This is a genomic window from Streptomyces sp. NBC_00354 (genome assembly GCF_036106915.1).
Lineage (GTDB): Bacteria > Actinomycetota > Actinomycetes > Streptomycetales > Streptomycetaceae > Streptomyces.
Genome location: NZ_CP107983.1, coordinates 2,239,910 through 2,260,610 on the forward strand (window position 1 = coordinate 2,239,910; position 20,701 = coordinate 2,260,610).

The window sequence follows — 20,701 nt, forward strand, 5'->3', positions numbered from 1 at the left end:
CCCAGCCCCGCCGGCGATCGAGGCGCGGGCTGGGAGTCCGGGCCCGTAGGGCGTCAAGCGGCCGGCACGCGCCAGAGGCTGAGGCGGCGTTCGATCACGACCAGCAACTGGTTGAAGGTCACGCCGATGGCGGAGATGGTGACGATGCCCGCGTACATCTCCGGTATCGCGAAGTTGTACTGCGAGGCGTTGATCAGATAGCCGAGCCCCGCCTTGGCCCCGATCATCTCGGCGGCGACGAGGACCAGGATCGAGACGGCTCCGGCCAGCCGGATGCCGGTGAAGACGGCCGGTACGGACGCAGGCAGGATCACCTTCTGGAACAGCCTCGGTGTGGACAGGTCCATGGACCGGGCGAGTCTGACCAGCGTCGGGTCGGCGTTGCCGACGGCGCTGATGGTGTTCAGCAGGATCGGCCAGACGCAGGCGTAGACGACGATGGAGACCTTCGAGGTCTCGCCTATGCCCAGCAGCAGTACGAACACCGGCAGCAGCGCGAGAGCCGCCGTATTGCGGAACACCTCCAACAGCGGGCCGAGCAGCGCCGCGACGGGGCGGTACCAGCCGATGAGCAGGCCGAGCGGGACGGCGACGACGACGGCGATGCCGAAGCCGCCGAAGGAGCGGATCAGGCTGGCCTGCGTGTGCTCGGCCAGCCGGCCGTTGCCCGCCAGTTCCCACCAGGCCGCGGCGACCTCGCTGACCGGCGGGAGGAAGGTGGAGTCCACCAGCCCGAGCCGGGGCGCCGCCTCCCAGACCGCGAGCAGGGCGACGATCGCCGCCGAGCGGAGGGCCGCCGCGCGCAGCCACCGGGCGATGGCCCGCAGGGCGGGCGGGGCAGCCGGAGCCGGGGCGGGGGCGGGCGGTGCCGGCGCGGGTGTGCGTACCGGCGCCGGTTCGCGTACCGGCGCGGGCGCAGGGGTGCGTACGGGGTCCTGCGGACCCGCTTCCGCCCCGGCCGCGGTGCTCTTCGTATCGGTTCCGGTGCTCATACGGTGGCCTCCTCCTTCTCCAGTTGCTGGGCGCGGGCCACCTCGTCGTGGAGCAGGGTCCAGATCTCGTGGCGGTAGCGGGCGAATTCCGGGCTGGAGCGCAGCTCCTCCCCGCCGGCGCCGGTGGCCCGGTCGCCGAAGGAGACGGGGACGGCCTCCTTGATCCGGCCGGGGCGGGAGGTCATCACGGCCACCCGCTGCCCGAGGTACACGGCCTCCTCGATGCCGTGGGTGATGAAGACGACCGTCTTGCCGGTGCGCTGCCAGATCCGGCGCAGCTCGTCCTGGAGCGACTCCCGGGTCTGCGCGTCGAGCGCGGCGAACGGCTCGTCCATCAGCAGGACGTCCGGGTCGTAGGCGAGGGACCGGGCGATGGCCACGCGCTGGCGCATCCCTCCGGACAGCTCGTGCGGGTGGCGGTCCTCGAAGCCGGTGAGGCCGACGAGGTCCAGGAACTCCCGGGCCCGCTCGGTGCGTTCGCGGCGGGGTACGCCGGTCGCCTCCAGCCCGAACTCGATGTTGCCGAGCGCCGTGCGCCAGGGCAGCAGCGCGTACTGCTGGAAGACGATGCCCCGGTCCAGGCCCGGTCCGGTGACCGGCTCGCCGTCGAGCAGGATCCTGCCGGAGGTGGGCCGGGTCAGGCCTCCGAGCAGGTCGAGGAGGGTGGACTTGCCGCAGCCGCTGGGGCCGACGACCACCACGAACTCCCCGGCCCCGATCTCCAGGTCCACTCCGTCGAGGGCGGTGAAGCTGCCGCCGTCGCCGAGGGCCCCGGCCCTCCTGCCCTTGGCCTGCTTCCTCGGGAAGGTCTTCGTCACGGACTCGAACACGATCTTCGCCATGGTGCTCAGCCCTTCCCCTGGTCGTTGAACTCGTTCGTGTACAGGTCGGAGGGCTTGAGCTGGCCCTTCTTGATCTCGCCGCGCTCACCGAGCCAGTCGATCCACAGCTGGAACTCCTTGTCGGCGATGCGGCCGCCGGTCTCGGCCACCCCGAACGAGCGCCAGTACTGGAGGGTGGAGGTGTCCTCGTTGCGGCCGCGCTTCTTGACGATCTCGGTCATCCGGGCGATGACCTCCTCGCGCGGGGTGGTCCGGGACCACTCGATGGCCTTGGCGACACCGGTCGTGAAGGTCCGTACGGTGTCGGGGTTCTCCTTGATGAACCGCCGGGTCATCACGTACGACCCGGCGCTGAAGGCGCCCAGCAGCTCGAAGTCCTTGAACAGCGGGCGGATGCCGCCGGCGGCGAGGGCCTTGTCCCGCAGGACGCCGCTGAGCACCCCGACCTCGATCTGCTTCTGGCGCAGCGCCTGTTCGGTGTTGACGGGCGGGACCACGAGGGACTCGACCTTCGCGGCCTCGGCCCTGGAGAGGCCGCTGCGCTCCAGGTAGATGTCCAGCAGGGCCTGGGCATGGGCGCCCAGGGTGTTCATGCCGACCTTCTTGCCGATCAGGTCGCGGGGCGAGCGGATCGGGCTGTCCTCCAGAACGTAGTAGCCGAGGTAGGTGTCCTTGTCGGAGCCGTAGTAGGAGACGACGGACTGGATCTGGGCCTTGCTCGAGGCGAGTTTGACGATCGCGCCGTTGAAGGCTCCGCCGAAGTGGGTCTGGCCGGTGGCGGCGGACTGGATGTCCTGGGGACCGCTGATGGTGTTGCCGACCCAGTCGAGGGTCAGGCCGCCCAGATGGCCGAGGTCCGCGGCCAGTTCGGGGAGCAGGACGGTGCCGACGGCGCCCTGGTACTTGAGGGACGTGACCTGCTTGCCGGATCCGCCGGAGGCGGTGGCCGTGCCGCAGCTCACCGCGGCCGCCGAGATGCCGAGCAGGGTGAGGAACTGGCGTCGGGAGGTGGGGGTGGAGGCGAGGGCTGCGGACATGGGGTTCCTTGTCGGGAATCGGGGGTTTCGGGGCCGCTACGGGGCGGTCGTCGCGAAGGGGGCGGCGGAGGACCGGGCGTTCAGCGCCTCGGCGAACTCGTCGACGGCCTGGAAGAGGTCCAGCTCCGCCTCGGGCCGCAGCCGGCCGGGGCCGGTCCCGCGCTCCACGGAGGAGTCCAGGACGAACCGCCCGGCGGTGACGTGCCGGGCGCCGAGGGCGGCGAGTACCGGGCGCAGGGCGTAGTCGAGGGTCAGGACGTGGGCGAGGCTGCCGCCGGTGGCGATCGGCAGAACCGTTTTGCCGGCCAGCCCGTCCTGCGGGAGCAGATCGAGGAAGGCCTTGAGCAGGCCGGTGTACGAGGCCTTGTAGACCGGGGTCGCGACGATGATCCCGTCGGCCTCGGCGACGGCTTCGAGGGCCCGGCGGATCTCCGGCTCCCCGCGGCGGGCGGAGAGGAGGTCGGCGGCGGGGAGCTCCCGTACGGCGAGGTGGGCGGTGTCGTAGCCGGCGTGGGAGAGGCGGCGCAGGACGTGGTCGGCGACGACGGCGGTACGGGAGTGCGGGGAGGGGCTGCCGGAGAGGGCGAGCAGGGTGGGCACGGGGCCTCCTTGGGGCGTCGTACGAGCGGGCGGGCGGGGCGGGTCGGGAGCCGGCGGGTCAGGCGTCGGCGGATGCGCCGGAGGGGATGCCGAAGGACGGGTCGGGCACGGTCTGCGGGCTGATCAGGCGGGACGGGACCCCGTCCGGGCCGACCGGGACGTCGCCGTCCACCGTCACGCGGCGCAGGGTGCGCTCGTGCTCGTCGGAGTCGTCGACGCCGTAGTGCTGGGTGGCCCGGTTGTCCCAGATCGCGACGTCGCCGGCCCGCCACTGCCGGCGGACGGTGTTCTCGGGGCTCTCGATGTGCGCCTGGAAGAGGTCGAGGAGGGCACGGGAGTCGCGGCCGGTGAGGCCCTTGATCCGCTGGACGAAGTTGCCGAGCAGCAGGGTGCGTTCGCCGGTCTCGGGGTGGACGCGGACGACGGGGTGCTCGGTGAGGAACTCGGTGGAGGTGAACACCTCGCGGTACTGGGCCAGCGCCTCGGGGAGGGCGTCGGGCTTGAGGGCGGCGTAGTCGTACGCGTTGGAGTGCACGGCGCGCAGGCTGTCGGCGAGGCTGCGCAGCGGCTCGGGGAGGTTGGCGTAGGCGGTGGCGGTGTTCGCCCAGAGGGTGTTGCCGCCGTACGGGGGGATCGTGACGGCGCGGAGGATGGAGAAGGCGGGGTAGGCGGGGACGAAGGTGACGTCGGTGTGCCACTGGTTGGCGCGGGCGCCGTGGTGGGAGTCGATGCCAAGGGCGTAACGGCCGTCGGCGGAGGGCACGGTGGGGTGGGCGACGGGCGTGCCGAGGAGTCGGGCGAAGGCTTCGTGTCCGGCCTCGTCCAGGTGGTCCTGGTCGCGGAAGAAGACGACCTTGTGGGCGAGGAGCGCGGCGCGGATCTCGGCGACGACATCGCCACCGAGCTCCCCATCGAGCCGCACACCCCCGATCTCGGCACCGATCCGCCCACCGATCCGGGTGACGGTGAGCTGGGTACGGGTGGCAGTGCTCATGGGAACTCCCTGGGGTTGGTGTCCGTAGTGGAGGAAGGACGCACGGGCAGACCTGTTGGCCGGGGACCGTGGGCCGGGCCGGTTGACCGAGGCCGAGGCCATGGACAGGGACAGAGGTGCCGCGAGCGAGGTCGGCCCTGCGCCGGTTGACGGCGAGGCGAGCGCCGGAGGCCGGGCCGGGTCGGCCGGAGGCTGGTGAGCGGGAGGCCGGGTCAGCTTTGGGCTGGGTGGCCGGATCGAGCCGGTGGCCGGTAGGCCGGGGCCGTACGGACCGGACGCTCGTGGACCAGGGCCGCAGGGCGGTCGGCGAGAGGAGAGAGGGGAGAGGCCGGCGCGGAGCCGGGCAGTTCTGGGCCGGATGGCCGACGGCCGGTTCGGGGGAAGGCCGAACGGTCATCGGTCCGGGCCCGGGGCGGCGCCTAAGCGCGGCGCGGGGCCGGACAGCGGCCCGGACACGAACCCGGCGCGGTACAGGAGCCGGGGGTGTGGAGCCGCGGGGCGGGAAGCTCGAACGCGGTCATGGCTCGGAGACTGTCAGCGGCCCGGGCAGCGGTCAAGCCCCGCCCGGCAGGCCGGAACGACCCCCGCCCGAAGCTCCCACCCGCCGCGGCACACTGGCTCTGACCTGGCCCTATGCCATCCCGGGAATGCGTCGCGCCATACTCCGCGACGGCCGAAAACCATGGCCGGATTTCATGCCCCTGCAACGCGACCGCCACGCGTTCGCCGACACCGCGGTCCGTTGCCGCCGGTTCGGATGCCCTCGGGACCGAGCCCGCACCCGCCAGGCGCTCGCCCGCTCAGGGCGCTCTTTCGTGACCCGACCCGTCTCACATGAGAGGGCGAGATCACACCCTGTCGTTATAGTGGTTCCCAAGGTGACCCCCCTAGCATTCGAGCCATGACGGTCCTGCCTGATGACGGGCTCTCCTTGGCCGCCGAGTTCCCTGACGCGACGCATGAGCAGTGGCAGCGCCTGGTAGAGGGCGTTCTACGCAAGTCCGGCAAGGATGTATCCGGCGATGCTGCAGAAGACGCGTTGTCCACAAAGCTCGAGGACGGGCTCACCACCCGCCCGCTGTACACCGCGCCCGAAACGGCCGCCGAAACCGGTTTCCCCGGGTTCGCTCCGTTCGTCCGGGGCGGCAGCCCCGCGGGCGGTGCCGCCGGCGGCTGGGACGTGCGGCAGCGGCACCTCGGCAGTGATCCCGCACGGGTGAACGAGGCCGTTCTCACCGACCTCGAGAACGGGGTCACCTCCATCTGGCTGTCCCTGGGCGGACCCGGCGGGCTCCCGGTCGACGCGCTCCCCCGCGCCCTCGACGGCGTCTACCTCGACCTGGCGCCCGTCTCCCTGGACGCCGGAGCCGAATACGCCGGAGCCGCCCGCGCCTTGCTGCGCCTGTACGCCGAGCGCGGGGTGGCCCCCGAGGCCGCCCGCGCGAGCCTCGGCGCCGACCCGCTGGGCCACGAGGCCCGTACGGGTGAAGTCCTGGACCTGGCCGGCGCCGTCGGGCTCGCCCGGGAGGTGGCCGCGCACTGGCCCGGCGTCCGCGCCCTCGCCGTCGACGCCCTGCCGTACCACGAGGCCGGCGGTAGCGCAGCCGAGGAGCTGGGGCTGTCCCTGGCCACCGGCGTCGCCTACCTCCGCGCTCTGACCGACGGCGAACGCACGGCCGACACCCTCGACGTCCAAGCCGCCCTCGGCCAGCTCGAGTTCCGCTACGCCGCGACCGCCGACCAGTTCCTCACCATCGCGAAGTTCCGCGCCGCCCGCCGCCTGTGGGCCCGGATCGCCGAGGCCTGCGGGGCCCCCGACGCCGGCGCCCAGCGCCAGCACGCCGTCACCTCGCCGGTGATGATGACCCGCCGCGACCCCTGGGTGAACATGCTGCGCACCACCGTCGCCTGCATGGCGGCGGGCGTGGGCGGGGCCGACTCGGTCACCGTGCTCCCCTTCGACCACGAGCTGGGCCTGCCGGACGCCTTCGCGCGCCGCATCTCCCGCAACACCTCCACCATCCTGTTGGAGGAGTCGCACCTGGCCCGCGTCATCGACCCGGCCGGCGGCTCGTACTACGTCGAGCAGCTCACCGACGAACTCGCGCACGCCGCCTGGGAGTTCTTCCAGACGATCGAGAAGGCCGGCGGCCTGGCCGCCGCCCTGCGCTCCGGCCTGGTCGCCGACCGGCTCGCCGCGACCTGGGCCGAGCGCTCCAAGAAGCTCGCCAAGCGCCGCGAACCCATCACGGGAGTCAGCGAGTTCCCGCTGCTCTCGGAGAAGCCCCTCGACCGCGAGCCCGCCCCGGCGGGTCCCACCGGCGGGCTGCCCCGCGTACGGCGCGACGAGGCGTACGAGGCGCTGCGCGCCCGCAGCGACGCCCACCTGGCCGCGACCGGGAACCGCCCGCGGATCTTCCTCGCCGCGCTGGGCCCGGCGGCCGCGCACACCGCGCGCGCCACCTTCGCCGCGAACCTGTTCCAGGCGGGCGGCATCGAGGCGGTGCACGACCCGGTGTCGGTGGACCCGGCGACGGCCGCCGGGGCCTACGCCGCGAGCGGCGCGGACGGCATGGCCGTGCTGTGCTCCAGCGACGCGCTGTACGAGGAGCAGGCCGAGGCGGTGGCCGAGGCCCTGCGCGCGGCCGGTGCGACGACCGTGTTCCTCGCGGGCAAGCCCGGCACCTCGGCCGGCGCCGTGGACGAGTACGTCTTCGCCGGCTGCGATGCGGTCGCCGTGCTGTCCTCCGTACTCGACCGGATGGGAATCGCGCTGTGAGCATCCCCGATTTCTCCGCGCTCGCTCTGGGCGGCGGCGCCTGCGCGGCAGGCTCCGAGGACCAGTGGCGTGCGGCGGTGAAGGAGTCCACCGGGACCGCCGCCGGCGACCTGCTGTGGGAGACCCCCGAGGGCATCGGCGTGAAGCCGCTGTACACGGGCCGGGACCTGGAGGGCCTGGACTTCCTGCAGACCTACCCGGGCATGGCCCCGTACCTGCGCGGCCCGTACCCGACCATGTACGTGAACCAGCCCTGGACGATCCGCCAGTACGCGGGCTTCTCCACGGCCGAGGAGTCGAACGCCTTCTACCGGCGCAACCTCGCGGCCGGCCAGAAGGGCCTGTCGATCGCCTTCGACCTGCCCACGCACCGCGGCTACGACAGCGACCACCCGCGCGTCACGGGCGACGTCGGCATGGCGGGCGTGGCGATCGACTCGATCTACGACATGCGGCAGCTCTTCGACGGCATCCCGCTGGACAAGATGACGGTGTCGATGACGATGAACGGCGCGGTGCTGCCGGTCCTCGCGCTGTACATCGTGGCGGCGGAGGAGCAGGGCGTCTCCCCCGAGAAGCTCGCCGGGACCATCCAGAACGACATCCTCAAAGAGTTCATGGTCCGCAACACCTACATCTATCCGCCCAAGCCCTCGATGCGGATCATCTCCGACATCTTCTCGTTCACCTCGCAGAAGATGCCGCGGTACAACTCCATCTCGATCTCCGGCTACCACATCCAGGAGGCCGGCGCCACGGCCGACCTGGAGCTCGCGTACACCCTCGCGGACGGCGTGGAGTACCTGCGCGCCGGACAGGCCGTCGGGCTGAACGTGGACGCGTTCGCCCCGCGCCTGTCGTTCTTCTGGGCGATCGGCATGAACTTCTTCATGGAGGTCGCGAAGCTGCGCGCCGCCCGGCTGCTGTGGGCGCGGCTCGTCAAGCAGTTCGACCCGCAGAACGCCAAGTCGCTGTCGCTGCGCACCCATTCGCAGACCTCCGGCTGGTCGCTGACGGCGCAGGACGTCTTCAACAACGTGACGCGTACGTGCATCGAGGCGATGGCGGCGACCCAGGGGCACACCCAGTCGCTGCACACCAACGCCCTCGACGAGGCGCTCGCACTGCCGACGGACTTCTCGGCGCGCATCGCCCGCAACACCCAGCTGCTGCTCCAGCAGGAGTCGGGGACCTGCCGGTCGATCGACCCGTGGGGCGGCAGCGCGTACGTCGAGAAGCTGACGTACGACCTGGCGCGCCGGGCCTGGCAGCACATCCAGGAGGTCGAGGCGGCCGGCGGCATGGCGCAGGCGATCGACGCGGGCATCCCGAAGCTGCGCGTGGAGGAGGCCGCGGCCCGTACGCAGGCGCGGATCGACTCGGGGCGCCAGCCGGTGATCGGCGTGAACAAGTACCGGGTGGCGAACGACGAGCTGATCGACGTGCTCAAGGTCGACAACTCCTCGGTGCGCACGCAGCAGATCGAGAAGCTGCGGCGGCTGCGCGAGGAGCGCGACGAGGCCGTCACGCAGGACGCGCTGCGGGCGCTGACGAACGCGGCCGAGCGGGGGGCCGGGCAGGGCATGGAGGGCAACCTCCTCGCGCTGGCGGTGGACGCGGCGCGGGCCAAGGCGACCGTGGGTGAGATCTCGGACGCACTCGAGAAGGTGTACGGGCGGCACGCGAGCCAGATCCGTACGATTTCGGGTGTGTACCGCACCGAGGCGGGCGAGTCCCCGAACGTGGAGCGCACCCGTGCGCTGGTCGACCGGTTCGAGGAGGCGGAGGGCCGCCGTCCGCGTGTCCTGGTCGCCAAGATGGGCCAGGACGGCCACGACCGCGGCCAGAAGGTGATTGCGACCGCCTTCGCCGACCTGGGCTTCGACGTGGACGTCGGCCCGCTGTTCCAGACCCCGGCGGAGGTGGCCCGTCAGGCCGTCGAGGCGGACGTCCACGTGGTGGGCGTGTCGTCGCTGGCGGCCGGCCACCTGACCCTCGTACCGGCGCTGCGCGAGCAGTTGGCGGAGGAGGGGCGCGAGGACATCATGATCGTGGTGGGCGGGGTGATCCCGCCGGCCGATGTGCCGACGCTGCTGGAGATGGGCGCTGCGGCGGTGTTCCCGCCCGGCACGGTGATCCCGGACGCGGCCCACGACCTGGTGACGCGGCTGGCCGCGGATCTGGGCCACGAGCTGTAGGCGCGGCCGATGCCTCCGAAGATCGACATCGAGGCCTACGCGAAGGGGGTGCTCGACGGGAAGCGCGCGTTCATCGCGCGCGCGATCACGCTCGTCGAGTCCACCCTGCCCGCTCACCGGGCGCTCGCGCAGGGGCTGTTGACGGAGCTGCTGCCCCACTCGGGGCGGGCCCGGCGGATCGGTATCAGCGGGGTGCCGGGCGTCGGCAAGTCCACGTTCATCGATGCGTTCGGCACGATGCTGACGGGGCTGGGCCACCGGGTCGCGGTCCTGGCCGTGGACCCTTCCTCCACCCGTACGGGCGGCTCGATCCTGGGTGACAAGACCCGGATGGAGCGGCTGGCCGTCGACTCCTCGGCCTTCGTCCGCCCGTCCCCCTCGGCGGGGACGCTGGGCGGGGTCGCCAAGGCCACGCGGGAGTCGATGATCGTGATGGAGGCGGCGGGCTACGACGTCGTCCTCGTCGAGACGGTCGGCGTGGGCCAGTCGGAGACCACGGTCGCGGGCATGGTCGACTCCTTCCTCCTCCTCTCCCTGGCCCGTACGGGAGATCAGCTCCAGGGCATCAAGAAGGGCGTCCTGGAGCTGGCGGACGTCCTCGCGGTGAACAAGGCGGACGGCCCGCACGAGCGTGACGCGAAGGCGGCGGCGCGGGAGTTGTCGGGCGCGCTGCGCCTGATGCACCCCGCCGACGCGGCGTGGACGCCACCGGTGCTGACGTGCAGTGCGCGGGAGTCGGCGGGTCTGGACGAGGTGTGGAACCGGCTGGAGCAGCACCGGCGGCTGCTGGACGCGGGGGGCCGGCTGGCCGCCAAGCGGGCGGCGCAGCAGGTGGAGTGGACCTGGTCGATGGTCCGGGACGAGCTCCTGGAGCGGCTGCGTGCCGATCCGTCGGTCCGGGACCTGGCCCCGGGCCTGGAGGCCGCCGTCCGCGCGGGCAGCGTCACCCCCACGTCGGCGGCGGACCGGATCCTCTCGGCGTTCGGCCGGGGGTAGCCGCAGCGCGGGGGGACGACAGCGCGCAGCGGCACCCGGTCAAGGCCGGGCAGCGACCGCAGCGGCACCCGGCCGGGGTCAGACAGTGACCAGGGCGGCCGGGTCCGTCGAGGACAGGGTGCGCCGCAGGACGCGCCCCTGCTCCGCCGGATCCGTGGCGGCCAGCAGCGCCGAGAGGACCGCGATGCGGGCCTGCGGGCCGCGCAGCGTGCCCGTCGGGACCGCTCCCGCCGCCACCAGGTCCACTGCGCCGCCGTGGGTGTAGATCTCCGTCACCGGCCCGGCGGCAACCCGCGTGGTCAGCGCGACCAGCACGCCCCGCGCCACGGCGTCCTTCACCGCGTCCACGATCTCCGGCGTGGCGTTGCCCGCGCCCGTGCCGATCAGGACGATGCCCCGCGCACCGGCCGCGACCGCCGCGTTCAGGAGCACCGGGTCGCCGTCCGCGTGGTGCATCACCATGTCCACCCGCGGCGGCAGCTCCGGCATCGCGGGCAGCGGCAGCGGCTCCGGGCGCTGCGGGGTGCGCAGCATGGTGACCTTGCCGAAGCCGATCTTCCCGAAGAGCTCGGCGGAGGGGTCGGCGAACGCGTCCAGCGCGACCGCCTGGGTCTTCACCGTCCCGCGGGCCGCGTGGACCCGCCCGCCGAAGGCGATCAGTACGCCGAGCCCCCTCGTGGTGGCGGCGGTGAGCAGCGCGTCGTACAGGTTGCCCGGTCCGTCCCCGTCGGCGGTGCCCATGGGGCGCTGGGAGCCGGTGAACACCACGGAGCGGGCGTCGTGGTGGTGGAGGTCGACGAGGAAGGCCGACTCCTCGAGGGTGTCGGTGCCGTGCGTGACGACGATGCCGTCCACGTCCGGGTCGGCGAGCACCTCGTGCACGGTGCGCAGCAGGGTGAGCTGGTGGGCGGTGGTCAGCCGGGGGCTGTTCACGCTGAACAGGTCCACCACCTCGACGGTGATGTCCTCGGGCAGCGGCGCCGTGGCCACGACCTCGCTGCCGTCGGCGTCCGCCGCGAAGCCGGAGCCCTGCCAGCGGCTGGCTATCGTCCCACCGGTGCTGATGACGACGATCCGTCCCATGGCCACCCTTTCTCACGTACGGGCGATATATCGCACAGATGTGCCGTAAGTGGCAATGATAGTGAGATCTACGCGCAATACGATTGCCAGTTTCTGCCGATCCGTTCAAACAGGCTCGGCGATAATTGCGCCATGGATGCCATTGACCGTGAAATCTTGCGCGAGCTCCAGGCCGACGGCCGCCTCAGCAACCAGGAGCTCGCCGCGCGCGTGGGCCTGACCCCCTCCCCTTGTATGCGCCGCGTGCGCCAGCTGGAACAGGACGGGGTGATCCAGGGCTACCGCGCCGTGATCTCCCCCGAGGCGGTGGGCCGCGGCTTCGAGGTGCTCGTCTCGGTGGAGGTGCGCCGCGACCGCGCCGCGGTGGAGGCCTTCGAGGCCGCCCTCCAGGGCATCCCCGACGTCATCGAGGCCTACCGCCTCTTCGGCAGCCCCGGCTGCCTGCTGCGGATCGCCGTCGCGGACCTGCGCGCGTACGAGCGCCTGTGGATCGAGCAGCTGACGGCCCTCTCCGGGGTCACCGAGGTCAACTCGCAGATCATCATGAAGCGCATCAAGGAACCGACCGGCCTGCCCGTCTGAGCCGGACGGGGACGCCCTGATCACACCGCGGCAAGGCGGGGTTCCGCGGACCGGACGGCCAGGTGGCGGAGGTACGACCGGACGTTGCGGCGGGTCTCGGCGACGCTGTCGCCGCCGAATTTCTCCACCACCGCGTCGGCCAGGACCAGCGCGACCATCGCCTCGGCCACGATTCCGGCAGCCGGAACCGCGCAGACGTCGGACCGCTGGTGGTGCGCCGTGGCGGCCTCGCCGGTGGCGACGTCGACGGTGGCGAGTGCACGCGGCACGGTCGCGATCGGCTTCATCGCGGCCCGCAGCCGAAGCAGCCCACCCGTGGTCAGACCGCCCTCGGTGCCGCCCGAGCGGTTCGTCGCCCGCCGCACCCCGTCCCCGGCTGCGAGGATCTCGTCGTGCGCCCGGGAGCCGGGCACCCGCGCGAGGCCGAACCCGTCCCCCACCTCCACTCCCTTGATCGCCTGGATCCCCATGAGCGCGGCGGCCAGCCGGGCATCGAGCCGCCGGTCCCAGTGCACGTGCGAGCCGAGTCCCACGGGCACGCCGTACGCCAGCACCTCGACGACACCCCCCAGCGTGTCTCCCTCCCTGTGGGCCTCGTCGATCTCGGCGACCATCTCCTTCGAGGTGGTCAGGTCCAGGCAGCGCACCGGGTCGGCGTCCAGCCGCTCGACGTCCGCCGGCGTCGGGTGGACCCCGTACGGGGCGGTGACCGATCCCAGTTCCACGACGTGCGACAGGACCTCGATCCCCGCCGTCTCCCGGAGGAACGAACGGGCCACCGCGCCCAGGGCCACCCGAGCCGCCGTCTCCCGGGCGCTGGCCCGCTCCAGAACGGGCCGGGCCTCGTCGAAGCCGTACTTCTGCATGCCCGCCAGATCCGCGTGCCCGGGGCGGGGCCTGGTCAGCGGCGCGTTCCGGGCCAGCGCGGACACCTCGGCCGGGTCCACCGGGTCCGCCGCCATGACCTTCTCCCACTTCGGCCACTCGGTGTTCCCGACCATGACCGCGACCGGCGACCCCAGGGTCGCGCCGTGCCGGACCCCGCCGAGGAACGTGACCTCGTCCCGCTCGAAGTTCATCCGCGTGCCACGGCCGTGGCCGAGCCGCCGGCGCGCCAGGTGGTCCGCCACCAGCTGCGTGGTGACCGGCACACCGGCCGGCAGCCCCTCCAGCGTCGCCACCAGTGCGGGACCGTGCGACTCCCCCGCGGTCAGCCACCGCAACGTACCCATGCTGTTCCCTGCTCCTCCGGTCGGCACATCAGTGGTCGCGGTACATCTCCGCGACCAGGAACGCCAGGTCCAGCGACTGGCTGCGGTTCAACCGCGGGTCGCAGGCGGTCTCGTACCGCCTCTTGAGGTCCGCGTCCGTGATCTCGTCGGCTCCTCCGACGCACTCGGTGACGTTGTCGCCCGTCAGCTCCACGTGGATGCCTCCCGGGTGGGTGCCGAGTCCGCGGTGCACCTCGAAGAAGCCCTTCACCTCGCCCAGGACGTCGTCGAACCTGCGGGTCTTGAACCCGCTGTCGGACGAGAAGGTGTTGCCGTGCATCGGGTCGCACTGCCACACCACCCGGGCGCCGGAGGCGGTGACCTTCTCCACCAGGGTGGGCAGCAGGTCCCGGACCTTGCCGGCTCCCATCCGGGTGATGAAGGTCAGCCGGCCGGGCTCCCGGTCCGGGTCCAGCTTGTCGATCAGCGCGAGGGCGTCGTCGGCCGTGGTGGCCGGGCCGAGCTTCACGCCGATCGGATTACGGATCCGGGACGCGAACTCGATGTGTGCGCCGTCCAGTTGGCGGGTGCGCTCACCGATCCACACCATGTGCGCCGACACGTCGTACAGTTCGCCGCTGCGGTAGTCCACCCGGGTCAGTGCCGACTCGTAGTCCAGCACCAGCGCTTCGTGGCTGGCGAAGAACTCGGTCGTCGCGAACTCCTCCGGTTCGGCGCCGCAGGCCCGCATGAAAGACAGTGCGCCGTCGATCTCCCGGGCCAGCTTCTCGTAGCGCTCTCCGGACGGGGAGAGGGCCACGAAGTCCTGGTTCCAGGCGTGCACCTGGCGCAGATCGGCGTAGCCGCCCGTGGTGAACGCGCGGACCAGGTTCAGCGTCGCGGCAGAGGCGTGGTACATCCGCTTGAGCCGCTCCGGGTCCGGGCGGCGGGACTGCGCGGTGAACTCCGGCCCGTTGACCGAGTCGCCCCGGTACACCGGCAGTTCGACGCCGTCGCGCACCTCGGTGAGCTGCGAGCGGGGCTTGGAGTACTGGCCGGCGATCCGGCCGACCTTGACCACCGGCACCGATGCCGCGTAGGTCAGCACGACCGCCATCTGGAGCAGGGTCTTCAGCTTGTTCTTGATGTGCTCCGCGGTGACCGCGTCGAAGGCCTCGGCGCAGTCGCCGCCCTGGAGCAGGAACGCCCGGCCCTCGGCGACCTCGGCGAGCCGCTCGCGCAGCAGGTCGCACTCACCGGCGAACACGAGGGGCGGGTAGGACTCGAGGTCGGCCACGACCCCGCGCAGGGCCGCAGGATCCGGCCAGCTCGGCTGCTGGGCAGCGGGAAGGCCGCGGTAGGAGGGAACGGCGGAAGCACTCATGCCGTCTGGCTTCTGGGCACGACCGGGGCCTCCCGGACTCCGAGCAGCGTGCAGCCGGTCGGGGTGCCGATCCGGTGGATGCTGCCGGGCTCCTCGATGATCAGGTCGCCCGCCGTGTACCGGTCGCCGTTGTCGTTGACCAACTCCCCCTGCAGTACGAACATCAGCTCGTACCCGAGGTGCTCGTGCAGGTCCCCGTGGGCTCCCGGGTCGAATCGGATCAGCTGGGCCGAGGCCTGCTGGGGTGCCTCGGTGGTGTAGAGGGCGTGGATCGCCGTACCGGTGCGACCGGGCTCGTCCCAGCGCTGCCACGCGAGGGAGTCGAGCACCTCGCCGGACATCAGGTTGCGGACCACTGTCACGCTGCGGTCCTGCGGTTCGTATGCGGGCGTTGGAAGAGACATTCTCGTCCTGTCCCTCCCCTGTACGGGGATGGTCGAAGATGGGCCGGAGTGAGCCCAGCTTCCGCCGGTGAGGCCGCCCGGGGCATCGGCTGACCGGCGGACACGGCGAGCGCGTCCTCCTCCGCAGGGGTAGTCCATCGGCTGAAAGTGGAGCCCGCCCCGGCCGGTCGCCCGGCCGTCTCCACCTCGGGCGGCGAAGCCCGGTCAGCCGTCCAGCTGCAGTCCGAGCCACTCGGCGACCCCGCCGACGCCGGCGTCGGTGAGGTGGACGACGCGCGGGCTCACCCCGTAGCGCAGCCAGTCGAGTTGGAACAGCCGCGCCGTGATGGCCGCCCCCACCGCCCCGGCCAGGTGGTGCTGCTGTTCGCTCCAGTCCACGCAGTACCGGACGAGCCGCCGGCGTCCCGGCAGTCCGGCCACCTCGACGCCGAAGCGGCTCAGCGCGTCCCGGCCGGCCGGCGTGAGCCGGTAGTCGCGGTCGTGTCCGTAGCCGGACGCCTGGTCGCGCACCGCCTCCGCCTGACGGTGGGTGCCGTCGTGCCCGGTGAGGATGCCGTGGTCGAGCAGAGCGCCCATCAGGGCGACACCGAGCTGGCCGGCGAGGTGGTCGTAACACGTGCGGGACCGGCGCAGCGCGTTCGCGCTGCTGCTCTCGCGCAGGGTCGTGATGGGGAGCGGGGGCGCGATCACCGCGAGGGCCTCCAGGGCGAGGCTGACCTCGGGCCCGACCAGCCGGTAGTACCGGCTGCGCCCGATGCTCTCCACCGTGATCAGGCCGGCCTCGACCAGCTTCGCCAGGTGGACGCTCGCCGTCGGAGCGCCGACCCCCGCCTCCGCGGCGAGCATCTTGGCCGACAGGGCGCGGCCGTCGCTCAGTGACTTCAGGATGCGCGCGCGGGAGGGATCTGCGATCAGGGCGGCCGTACGGGCGATGTCGGGCTGGCGGTTGAGCTGGTCACCGTGGGGCTTGCTCGCGATGGGCATGGGCCCATGCTATGCGCGTGACACTTCGCCGGCCGGCGAAGCGTTCGGCGTCGAGACTGACGGCATGAGTTCTACCGACTTCTCAGCCTCACCCGTCCCCGACGGATCGGACGCCCTCGTTCAGCAGGGCGCAGCAGCCGCTCCGAAGCGCCCGAAGCTGCCCTTGCCGCCGCTCGTCGCGCTGAGCCTCGGCTACTTCCTCGTCATGCTCGACGTCACCGTCGTCAACGTGGCGGTGCCGAGCATCCAGAGCTCGCTGGACGTCGGGCCTTCCGGCCTGCAATGGATCGTCGACGGATACAGCACCTTCTTCGCCGGACTGCTGCTTCTCGGGGGCGGTCTCGGCGACCGCTTCGGGCACCGGCCCCTCTACCTCTTCGGACTGGCCGTGTTCACCGTGGCCTCGGTCGGCTGCGCCCTGGCTCCGGTGGACGGTGTACTGATCGCGGCCCGGCTCGCCCAGGGCGCCGGGGCGGCGTTTCTCGTACCGGCTTCGTTCGCCCTGCTGCAGGCGGCCTACCCGGATCGCGCCCTGCGCGCCCGGGCGGTGGGCATCTGGGGGCTGGTCTCGGCCGTAGCCTTCGGCGCCGGACCGGCGGTCGGCGGCCTGCTCGTCTCCGGGCTGGACTGGAGGTGGGTGTTCTGGGTGAACCTGCCGGTGGCGGCGCTCGCCGCGGCGATGACGCTGCGCCACGTCCAGGCACCGGCCCGCAAGCGGCAGACCGGCCGCATGGACCCGGCGGGCCAGCTGCTCGGCGTGCTGGGACTCGTCGGGGTGGCCGGCGCGCTCAACGAGGCGGGTTCGGCCGGCTGGACCTCACCCCGGGTGGTCACCGCCTTCGTCCTGGGCGTCGCGGCGCTGATCGCCTTCGTCCTGGTGGAACGGCACTTGGAGAAGGGTCTCGCCGTGCGGCCGGAGGGCAGGAAGCCCCTGCTGCCGCTCTCCCTGTTCCGGGACCGCCGGCTCACCACGACGAACGTCATCGGCCTGCTGCTCAGCCTCGGCTACTACGGAATGCTCTTCGTCGCGACGCTGTACTTCCAGCAGGAGCGCGGCTTCAGCGCACTGGAGACCGGTCTGGCCCTGCTGCCGTCCGTCTGCATGGGCTTCCTCGCGGCGCCGCTGTCGAGCCGCGTCACCGCCCGGACCGGGCCGTACGTCCCGATGACCGGAGCGCTGCTGCTCGGTGTGGCCGGCTTCCTGGGCTGGCTCACCGCCGGGCCGGAAACCCCGTACCCCGTACTGCTCTTCGCCCTCATGGCGACGGGCCTCGCGACTCCGGTGACCGTGGTGGCGGCAACCGTGGCGATCATGGAGGCGGCTCCGGCCGAGGGCGCGGGTGTGGCCTCGGCCGTGTTCAACGTGTCGCGCCAGGCGGGCAATGCGATCGGCGTGGCCCTGTTCGGCACGCTCATCGGCGCCACGGGCCGGCTCCCCGGCCTCCATGTGTCCGCCCTCATCGCGGCGGGGGCCTTCCTGATCGGCTCCGTTCTCGCCGGCGTCACGGTGCGACGGCTGGGCACCGGCAGTGAACGCTGATCCCACAACCCGCCGGGAGGCCGTCCCCCGGCGGATCCGCGTGCTCCTCGCGGACCGCAATCCGGTCTGCCGGCACTGGGTCGCCCATGCGCTCGGGCGCGACGTACGGCTGCACGTCATGCCCTGGGTCGGTACCGACGAGCCGCTGGAGTACTGGCCGCTGGAGGGGATCGACGTCGCCCTGCTCACGGCGCACCCCCTCGGCGACCCGTCCGTCGTCCGCGCCCTGGCCGCCCGCCGGATCCGGACGCTCGTGGTCGGCGCCGGGTGGACCCGGCAGCTGCTCGACGAGGCGTTCGCGTCGGGAGTGCTGGGGTGCCTGACCAAGGACATCGACATCGCCGCGCTGGGAGCGGCGGTACGCGCCGTGGCCGCCGGTCACACGGTGCTCTCGCCGGAGCTGCACGATCTCCACATGACGGGGCCCGGCACGTCCGCCGCCGCTCCGCCCGCCGGGGGCGGCCGTGACGTCGGCACGTTGATGCGGTCGCTCACCGACCGGGAGCTCCAGGTGCTGCACGTGCTGGCGGAGGGGGCCTCGACAGCAGAAGCCGGCGCGCGGCTCAAGGTCGCGCCGGCCACCGTGAAGAGCCATGTCTCGCACATCCTCGCCAAGTTGGGGGTGCGCAACCGCCTCGAGGCGGTGCTTCTCATGCGGCGGTGGCTCGACCGCGGCACATGGAACCGCTCCGTGATCGCGAAGACTTCCTCCCCGGACAGCCGGGCCCGGAACGTGACGGCGCATGTTGCAGATCGTTGACATCGGACGAATCTACCCAAAGGATAGTCAAGATCAATTAAATTTCTTTGCAAATGCACCGGCTCGATGATCTTGAAACCGCGGGCTTCGACTAGCGTTTCCGTGGGTGACGGTGGTGAGGTGAACCCGCCGACCAGCCAGCAGTATTGCAGAAGTGATGCCGAATTGAGGGGGACTCCATGGCTACGATCAGATGCCACTTAGAGGGCGGCCCGCAGGACCGGCTGGAGTTCACGTGAGCCGGCAGATGGCCGGGCTCCCTCGCCGGCCGGGTGACACGGAGCACCTGAGCGAGGCACTCGTATCCATCGAACAGGGCTTGCGGGACCTGATCGAATCGGACCGCCAGATCCGCGTGCTGATCGCGGACCCCGACCCGATATCCCGGCACGTGCTCGCCAGCGTCCTGCGCGGCACCTGCGGTCTCGACGTCGTCGACTCGCTCGACAGCCGGCAGCCGCCCCTGCAGTGGCCGCTGAACCGGGTCGACGTGGTGGTGCTCGCGATCGGCCCCCGAGAGGACCCTGTTCCCGTCATCCGCGAACTGCGCGGCCAGGACGTCCCCGTCCTGCTGATGGGTACCGACTGGACCCGGGCCGGACTTCGGAACGCGCTCGCCGCCGGAGCCGCAGGATGCCTCGTCAAAGACACCAAGCTGGCCGGCCTGGGCACCGCCGCCCGGGCCGTCGCCGCCGGACACACCCTGATCGCTCCCGAGCTGCGGCACCTGTACGCAGCGCCCCGTCGCCCCGCCTCCGCCACGCCGTCCGCGGACGGCCGACAGCCCGATCCCGCCCGCCTGCTCGCACAGCTCACCCCTCGGGAGCAGGACGTGCTGCGGGTCCTCGCCGAAGGGGTGTCCACGGTCGAGGCAGCCGCGCGCCTCGGTGTCTCGCCCGCCACGGTCAAGAGCCACGTGTCGCATGCGCTGACCAAACTGGGCGCCAGGAACCGGGTGGAGGCCGTCCTCATGGTGCAGCGGGCCCTGTTCTGCGAGACCGGCTCCCTCGACTACGAGCCGGAGCAGCGCGCCCATCCGTGAGGATGCCGCCCGAGCAGCACGAGAAACGAGAGCAGGGGCCACCCCTGTCGGGGTGGCCCCTGCTCTCTCTCGTCGCTCAGCCCGTGCGCAGGCCCGGGAGTGCGGACGCCATACGCTCCGCCGCACGCTCGAGCACACTCCGGGACGCCGCGAACGACAGCCGGACGCACCCTTCGCCGCCGGCGCCGAACGCCGTGCCCGGCGCGACCACGACACCCGTCTGCGCCAGCAGCCACTGGGCGAACTCCGCCGAGGTGAGCCCCGTGGCCCGGATGTCGGCGAACGCGTAGAACGCGCCTTCCGGCAGGGCGCAGCTCACCCCGGGCAGGGCGTTCAGCGCCCCGACCACGAGGTCGCGGCGGGCCTCGTACTCCTTGGCCATGGCGTGCACGCCGTCCTGGGGGCCGGTGAGCGCCGCGATCCCGCCGCGCTGGACGAAGGAGGAGGCGCAGCTGACCGTGTGCTCGTGGACCTTCAGCGCCGGGGTGACCAGTGCCTCGGGCCCGGCCAGGTAACCGAGCCGCCAGCCGGTCATGGCGTACCCCTTGGAGAAGCCGTTGACCGTCAGCGTGCGGTCCGCTGCCCCGGGGAGGCTTGCGATGCTGAGGTGCTCGCGGCCGTCGTAGACGATCTTCTCGTAGATCTCGTCCGTGATCACCACGAGGTCGTGGTCGACGGCGAACGCCACGATGTCCGCGGCCTCCGCGAGGTCCAGCACCCGCCCGGTCGGGTTGTTCGGCGTAGTGACCAGCACGGCCCGGGTGCGTGCGGTGACGCACGATTCCAGCAGCCGCCGGGTGATGCGGAAGCCGTCCTCGGCGCGCAGCTCGGCGGATACGGCCCGGGCTCCGGCCAAGCCGGCCATGGCCGCGTAACTGACCCACGCGGGGGTGGGGACGATCACTTCGTCCCCCGGGTCGAGCACGGTCATCAGGGCCACGAACAGCGCGTGCTTGGCCGAGGGCGTGACGATGACACCCGCCGCGGGGTCGACGGTGATCCGGTTCTCCGCGGAAAGCTTCGCGGCGATCGCCCGGAGGAGTTCGGGAAGCCCGCGGCTGGGCGTGTAGTGGGTGTCGCCCTCCTGCAGGGCTCTCGTCGCCGCGGCACCGATGTGCGGCGGCGTCTCGAAGTCCGGCTCCCCGCCGCCGAGGTCGAGGACCTCGACGCCGGTCGCCCGCAGACGGTGGACGGTGTCGAGCATGGCGACAGTGGCCGAGCGCTCGACCTGGGAAAGGCGCTGTGCGATGCGCGGGCTCACGGCCTGAACCTC

At 72.1% G+C, this 20,701-nt stretch carries 18 protein-coding genes; 7 read left to right on the forward strand and 11 right to left on the reverse strand.

Translation table 11 applies throughout. From position 1 onward, the window contains the following. Positions 1–53: 53 nt before the first annotated feature. The 5 genes from OHT74_RS10010 to OHT74_RS10030 are packed head-to-tail and all read right to left on the reverse strand — an operon-like array spanning position 54 to position 4,465. Complete coding sequence (locus OHT74_RS10010; RefSeq protein WP_328620070.1) at positions 54–992, reverse strand: ABC transporter permease; 939 nt, start codon at positions 990–992, stop codon at positions 54–56. Then, positions 989–1,834 (reverse strand): ABC transporter ATP-binding protein, encoded by an 846-nt coding sequence (locus tag OHT74_RS10015; RefSeq protein WP_266634081.1) that lies wholly within the window; start codon positions 1,832–1,834, stop codon positions 989–991. The genes OHT74_RS10010 and OHT74_RS10015 overlap by 4 nt, the downstream gene beginning before the upstream one ends. A 5-nt stretch (positions 1,835–1,839) precedes the next feature. Continuing rightward, a complete protein-coding gene (locus tag OHT74_RS10020; protein WP_328620071.1) occupies positions 1,840–2,871 on the reverse strand; it encodes an ABC transporter substrate-binding protein in 1,032 nt (343 codons plus the stop codon). A gap of 36 nt (positions 2,872–2,907) precedes the next feature. Next, on the reverse strand, positions 2,908–3,471 hold the full coding sequence (gene ssuE / locus OHT74_RS10025) for an NADPH-dependent FMN reductase (protein WP_266662746.1): 564 nt from the start codon (positions 3,469–3,471) through the stop codon (positions 2,908–2,910). Positions 3,472–3,529: 58 nt separating this feature from the next. After that, the gene (locus OHT74_RS10030) at positions 3,530–4,465 is read right to left on the reverse strand and encodes a TauD/TfdA dioxygenase family protein (RefSeq protein WP_328620072.1); all 936 of its coding nucleotides are present in this window, start codon (positions 4,463–4,465) and stop codon (positions 3,530–3,532) included. A 901-nt stretch (positions 4,466–5,366) separates the two neighbouring features. Between OHT74_RS10030 and OHT74_RS10035 the strand changes: the two genes are divergently transcribed. The 3 genes from OHT74_RS10035 to meaB are packed head-to-tail and all read left to right on the forward strand — an operon-like array spanning position 5,367 to position 10,438. Continuing rightward, positions 5,367–7,244 (forward strand): methylmalonyl-CoA mutase family protein, encoded by a 1,878-nt coding sequence (locus OHT74_RS10035; RefSeq protein ID WP_328620073.1) that lies wholly within the window; start codon positions 5,367–5,369, stop codon positions 7,242–7,244. Beyond that, positions 7,241–9,442: a methylmalonyl-CoA mutase gene (gene scpA, locus OHT74_RS10040; protein ID WP_266662751.1), complete on the forward strand. Its 2,202-nt coding sequence runs from the start codon at positions 7,241–7,243 to the stop codon at positions 9,440–9,442. Before OHT74_RS10035 ends, scpA begins: the two co-directional genes overlap by 4 nt. 9 nt (positions 9,443–9,451) lie before the next feature. Further along, positions 9,452–10,438: a methylmalonyl Co-A mutase-associated GTPase MeaB gene (meaB, locus tag OHT74_RS10045; RefSeq protein WP_266662754.1), complete on the forward strand. Its 987-nt coding sequence runs from the start codon at positions 9,452–9,454 to the stop codon at positions 10,436–10,438. Positions 10,439–10,516: 78 nt separating this feature from the next. On the opposite strand, the gene OHT74_RS10050 is transcribed toward meaB, so the two are convergent. Beyond that, the gene (locus tag OHT74_RS10050; protein WP_266662756.1) at positions 10,517–11,521 is read right to left on the reverse strand and encodes an asparaginase; all 1,005 of its coding nucleotides are present in this window, start codon (positions 11,519–11,521) and stop codon (positions 10,517–10,519) included. 132 nt (positions 11,522–11,653) lie between these two features. On the opposite strand from OHT74_RS10050, the gene OHT74_RS10055 reads away from it, so the two are divergent. After that, a complete protein-coding gene (locus OHT74_RS10055; protein ID WP_266662758.1) occupies positions 11,654–12,103 on the forward strand; it encodes an Lrp/AsnC family transcriptional regulator in 450 nt (149 codons plus the stop codon). 20 nt (positions 12,104–12,123) lie between these two features. Here OHT74_RS10055 and aroC read toward each other — a convergent pair whose 3' ends face one another. The 4 genes from aroC to OHT74_RS10075 all read right to left on the reverse strand — a co-directional run bounded on the left by aroC (position 12,124) and on the right by OHT74_RS10075 (position 16,086). After that, entirely contained in the window at positions 12,124–13,335 is a 1,212-nt protein-coding gene (gene aroC / locus OHT74_RS10060) for a chorismate synthase (RefSeq protein ID WP_328620074.1), read from the reverse strand. A gap of 28 nt (positions 13,336–13,363) precedes the next feature. Beyond that, a complete protein-coding gene (locus tag OHT74_RS10065) occupies positions 13,364–14,698 on the reverse strand; it encodes a class II 3-deoxy-7-phosphoheptulonate synthase (RefSeq protein ID WP_328620075.1) in 1,335 nt (444 codons plus the stop codon). Then, positions 14,695–15,102, reverse strand: coding sequence for a cupin domain-containing protein (locus OHT74_RS10070; protein WP_266662764.1), 408 nt, complete (start codon positions 15,100–15,102; stop codon positions 14,695–14,697). Before OHT74_RS10070 ends, OHT74_RS10065 begins: the two co-directional genes overlap by 4 nt. Positions 15,103–15,306: 204 nt before the next feature. Beyond that, entirely contained in the window at positions 15,307–16,086 is a 780-nt protein-coding gene (locus OHT74_RS10075; protein WP_266662766.1) for an ArsR/SmtB family transcription factor, read from the reverse strand. 64 nt (positions 16,087–16,150) lie between these two features. Here OHT74_RS10075 and OHT74_RS10080 point away from each other — a divergent pair, with 64 nt between their 5' ends. The 3 genes from OHT74_RS10080 to OHT74_RS10090 all read left to right on the forward strand — a co-directional run bounded on the left by OHT74_RS10080 (position 16,151) and on the right by OHT74_RS10090 (position 19,428). Then, positions 16,151–17,626, forward strand: a complete 1,476-nt coding sequence (locus tag OHT74_RS10080) for an MFS transporter (RefSeq protein WP_328620076.1) — start codon at positions 16,151–16,153, stop codon at positions 17,624–17,626. Next, the gene (locus OHT74_RS10085; protein WP_328620077.1) at positions 17,616–18,386 is read left to right on the forward strand and encodes a helix-turn-helix transcriptional regulator; all 771 of its coding nucleotides are present in this window, start codon (positions 17,616–17,618) and stop codon (positions 18,384–18,386) included. Before OHT74_RS10080 ends, OHT74_RS10085 begins: the two co-directional genes overlap by 11 nt. A gap of 235 nt (positions 18,387–18,621) precedes the next feature. Then, positions 18,622–19,428, forward strand: coding sequence for a response regulator transcription factor (locus tag OHT74_RS10090; protein ID WP_328620078.1), 807 nt, complete (start codon positions 18,622–18,624; stop codon positions 19,426–19,428). A 76-nt stretch (positions 19,429–19,504) separates the two neighbouring features. On the opposite strand, the gene OHT74_RS10095 is transcribed toward OHT74_RS10090, so the two are convergent. Next, entirely contained in the window at positions 19,505–20,689 is a 1,185-nt protein-coding gene (locus OHT74_RS10095) for a pyridoxal phosphate-dependent aminotransferase (protein ID WP_328620079.1), read from the reverse strand. Positions 20,690–20,701: the final 12 nt, after the last annotated feature.

What these genes read in the sequence shown, in the direction of transcription:
- OHT74_RS10075 (WP_266662766.1), bottom strand. Translation starts at nt 16,086, where the DNA reads ATGCCCATCGCGAGCAAGCCCCACGGTGACCAGCTCAACCGCCAGCCC.
- OHT74_RS10080 (WP_328620076.1), top strand. Translation starts at nt 16,151, where the DNA reads ATGAGTTCTACCGACTTCTCAGCCTCACCCGTCCCCGACGGATCGGAC.
- OHT74_RS10065 (WP_328620075.1), bottom strand. Translation starts at nt 14,698, where the DNA reads ATGAGTGCTTCCGCCGTTCCCTCCTACCGCGGCCTTCCCGCTGCCCAG.
- OHT74_RS10070 (WP_266662764.1), bottom strand. Translation starts at nt 15,102, where the DNA reads ATGTCTCTTCCAACGCCCGCATACGAACCGCAGGACCGCAGCGTGACA.
- OHT74_RS10020 (WP_328620071.1), bottom strand. Translation starts at nt 2,871, where the DNA reads ATGTCCGCAGCCCTCGCCTCCACCCCCACCTCCCGACGCCAGTTCCTC.
- meaB (WP_266662754.1), top strand. Translation starts at nt 9,452, where the DNA reads ATGCCTCCGAAGATCGACATCGAGGCCTACGCGAAGGGGGTGCTCGAC.
- aroC (WP_328620074.1), bottom strand. Translation starts at nt 13,335, where the DNA reads ATGGGTACGTTGCGGTGGCTGACCGCGGGGGAGTCGCACGGTCCCGCA.
- OHT74_RS10015 (WP_266634081.1), bottom strand. Translation starts at nt 1,834, where the DNA reads ATGGCGAAGATCGTGTTCGAGTCCGTGACGAAGACCTTCCCGAGGAAG.
- OHT74_RS10010 (WP_328620070.1), bottom strand. Translation starts at nt 992, where the DNA reads ATGAGCACCGGAACCGATACGAAGAGCACCGCGGCCGGGGCGGAAGCG.
- OHT74_RS10035 (WP_328620073.1), top strand. Translation starts at nt 5,367, where the DNA reads ATGACGGTCCTGCCTGATGACGGGCTCTCCTTGGCCGCCGAGTTCCCT.
- OHT74_RS10050 (WP_266662756.1), bottom strand. Translation starts at nt 11,521, where the DNA reads ATGGGACGGATCGTCGTCATCAGCACCGGTGGGACGATAGCCAGCCGC.
- OHT74_RS10030 (WP_328620072.1), bottom strand. Translation starts at nt 4,465, where the DNA reads ATGAGCACTGCCACCCGTACCCAGCTCACCGTCACCCGGATCGGTGGG.
- OHT74_RS10055 (WP_266662758.1), top strand. Translation starts at nt 11,654, where the DNA reads ATGGATGCCATTGACCGTGAAATCTTGCGCGAGCTCCAGGCCGACGGC.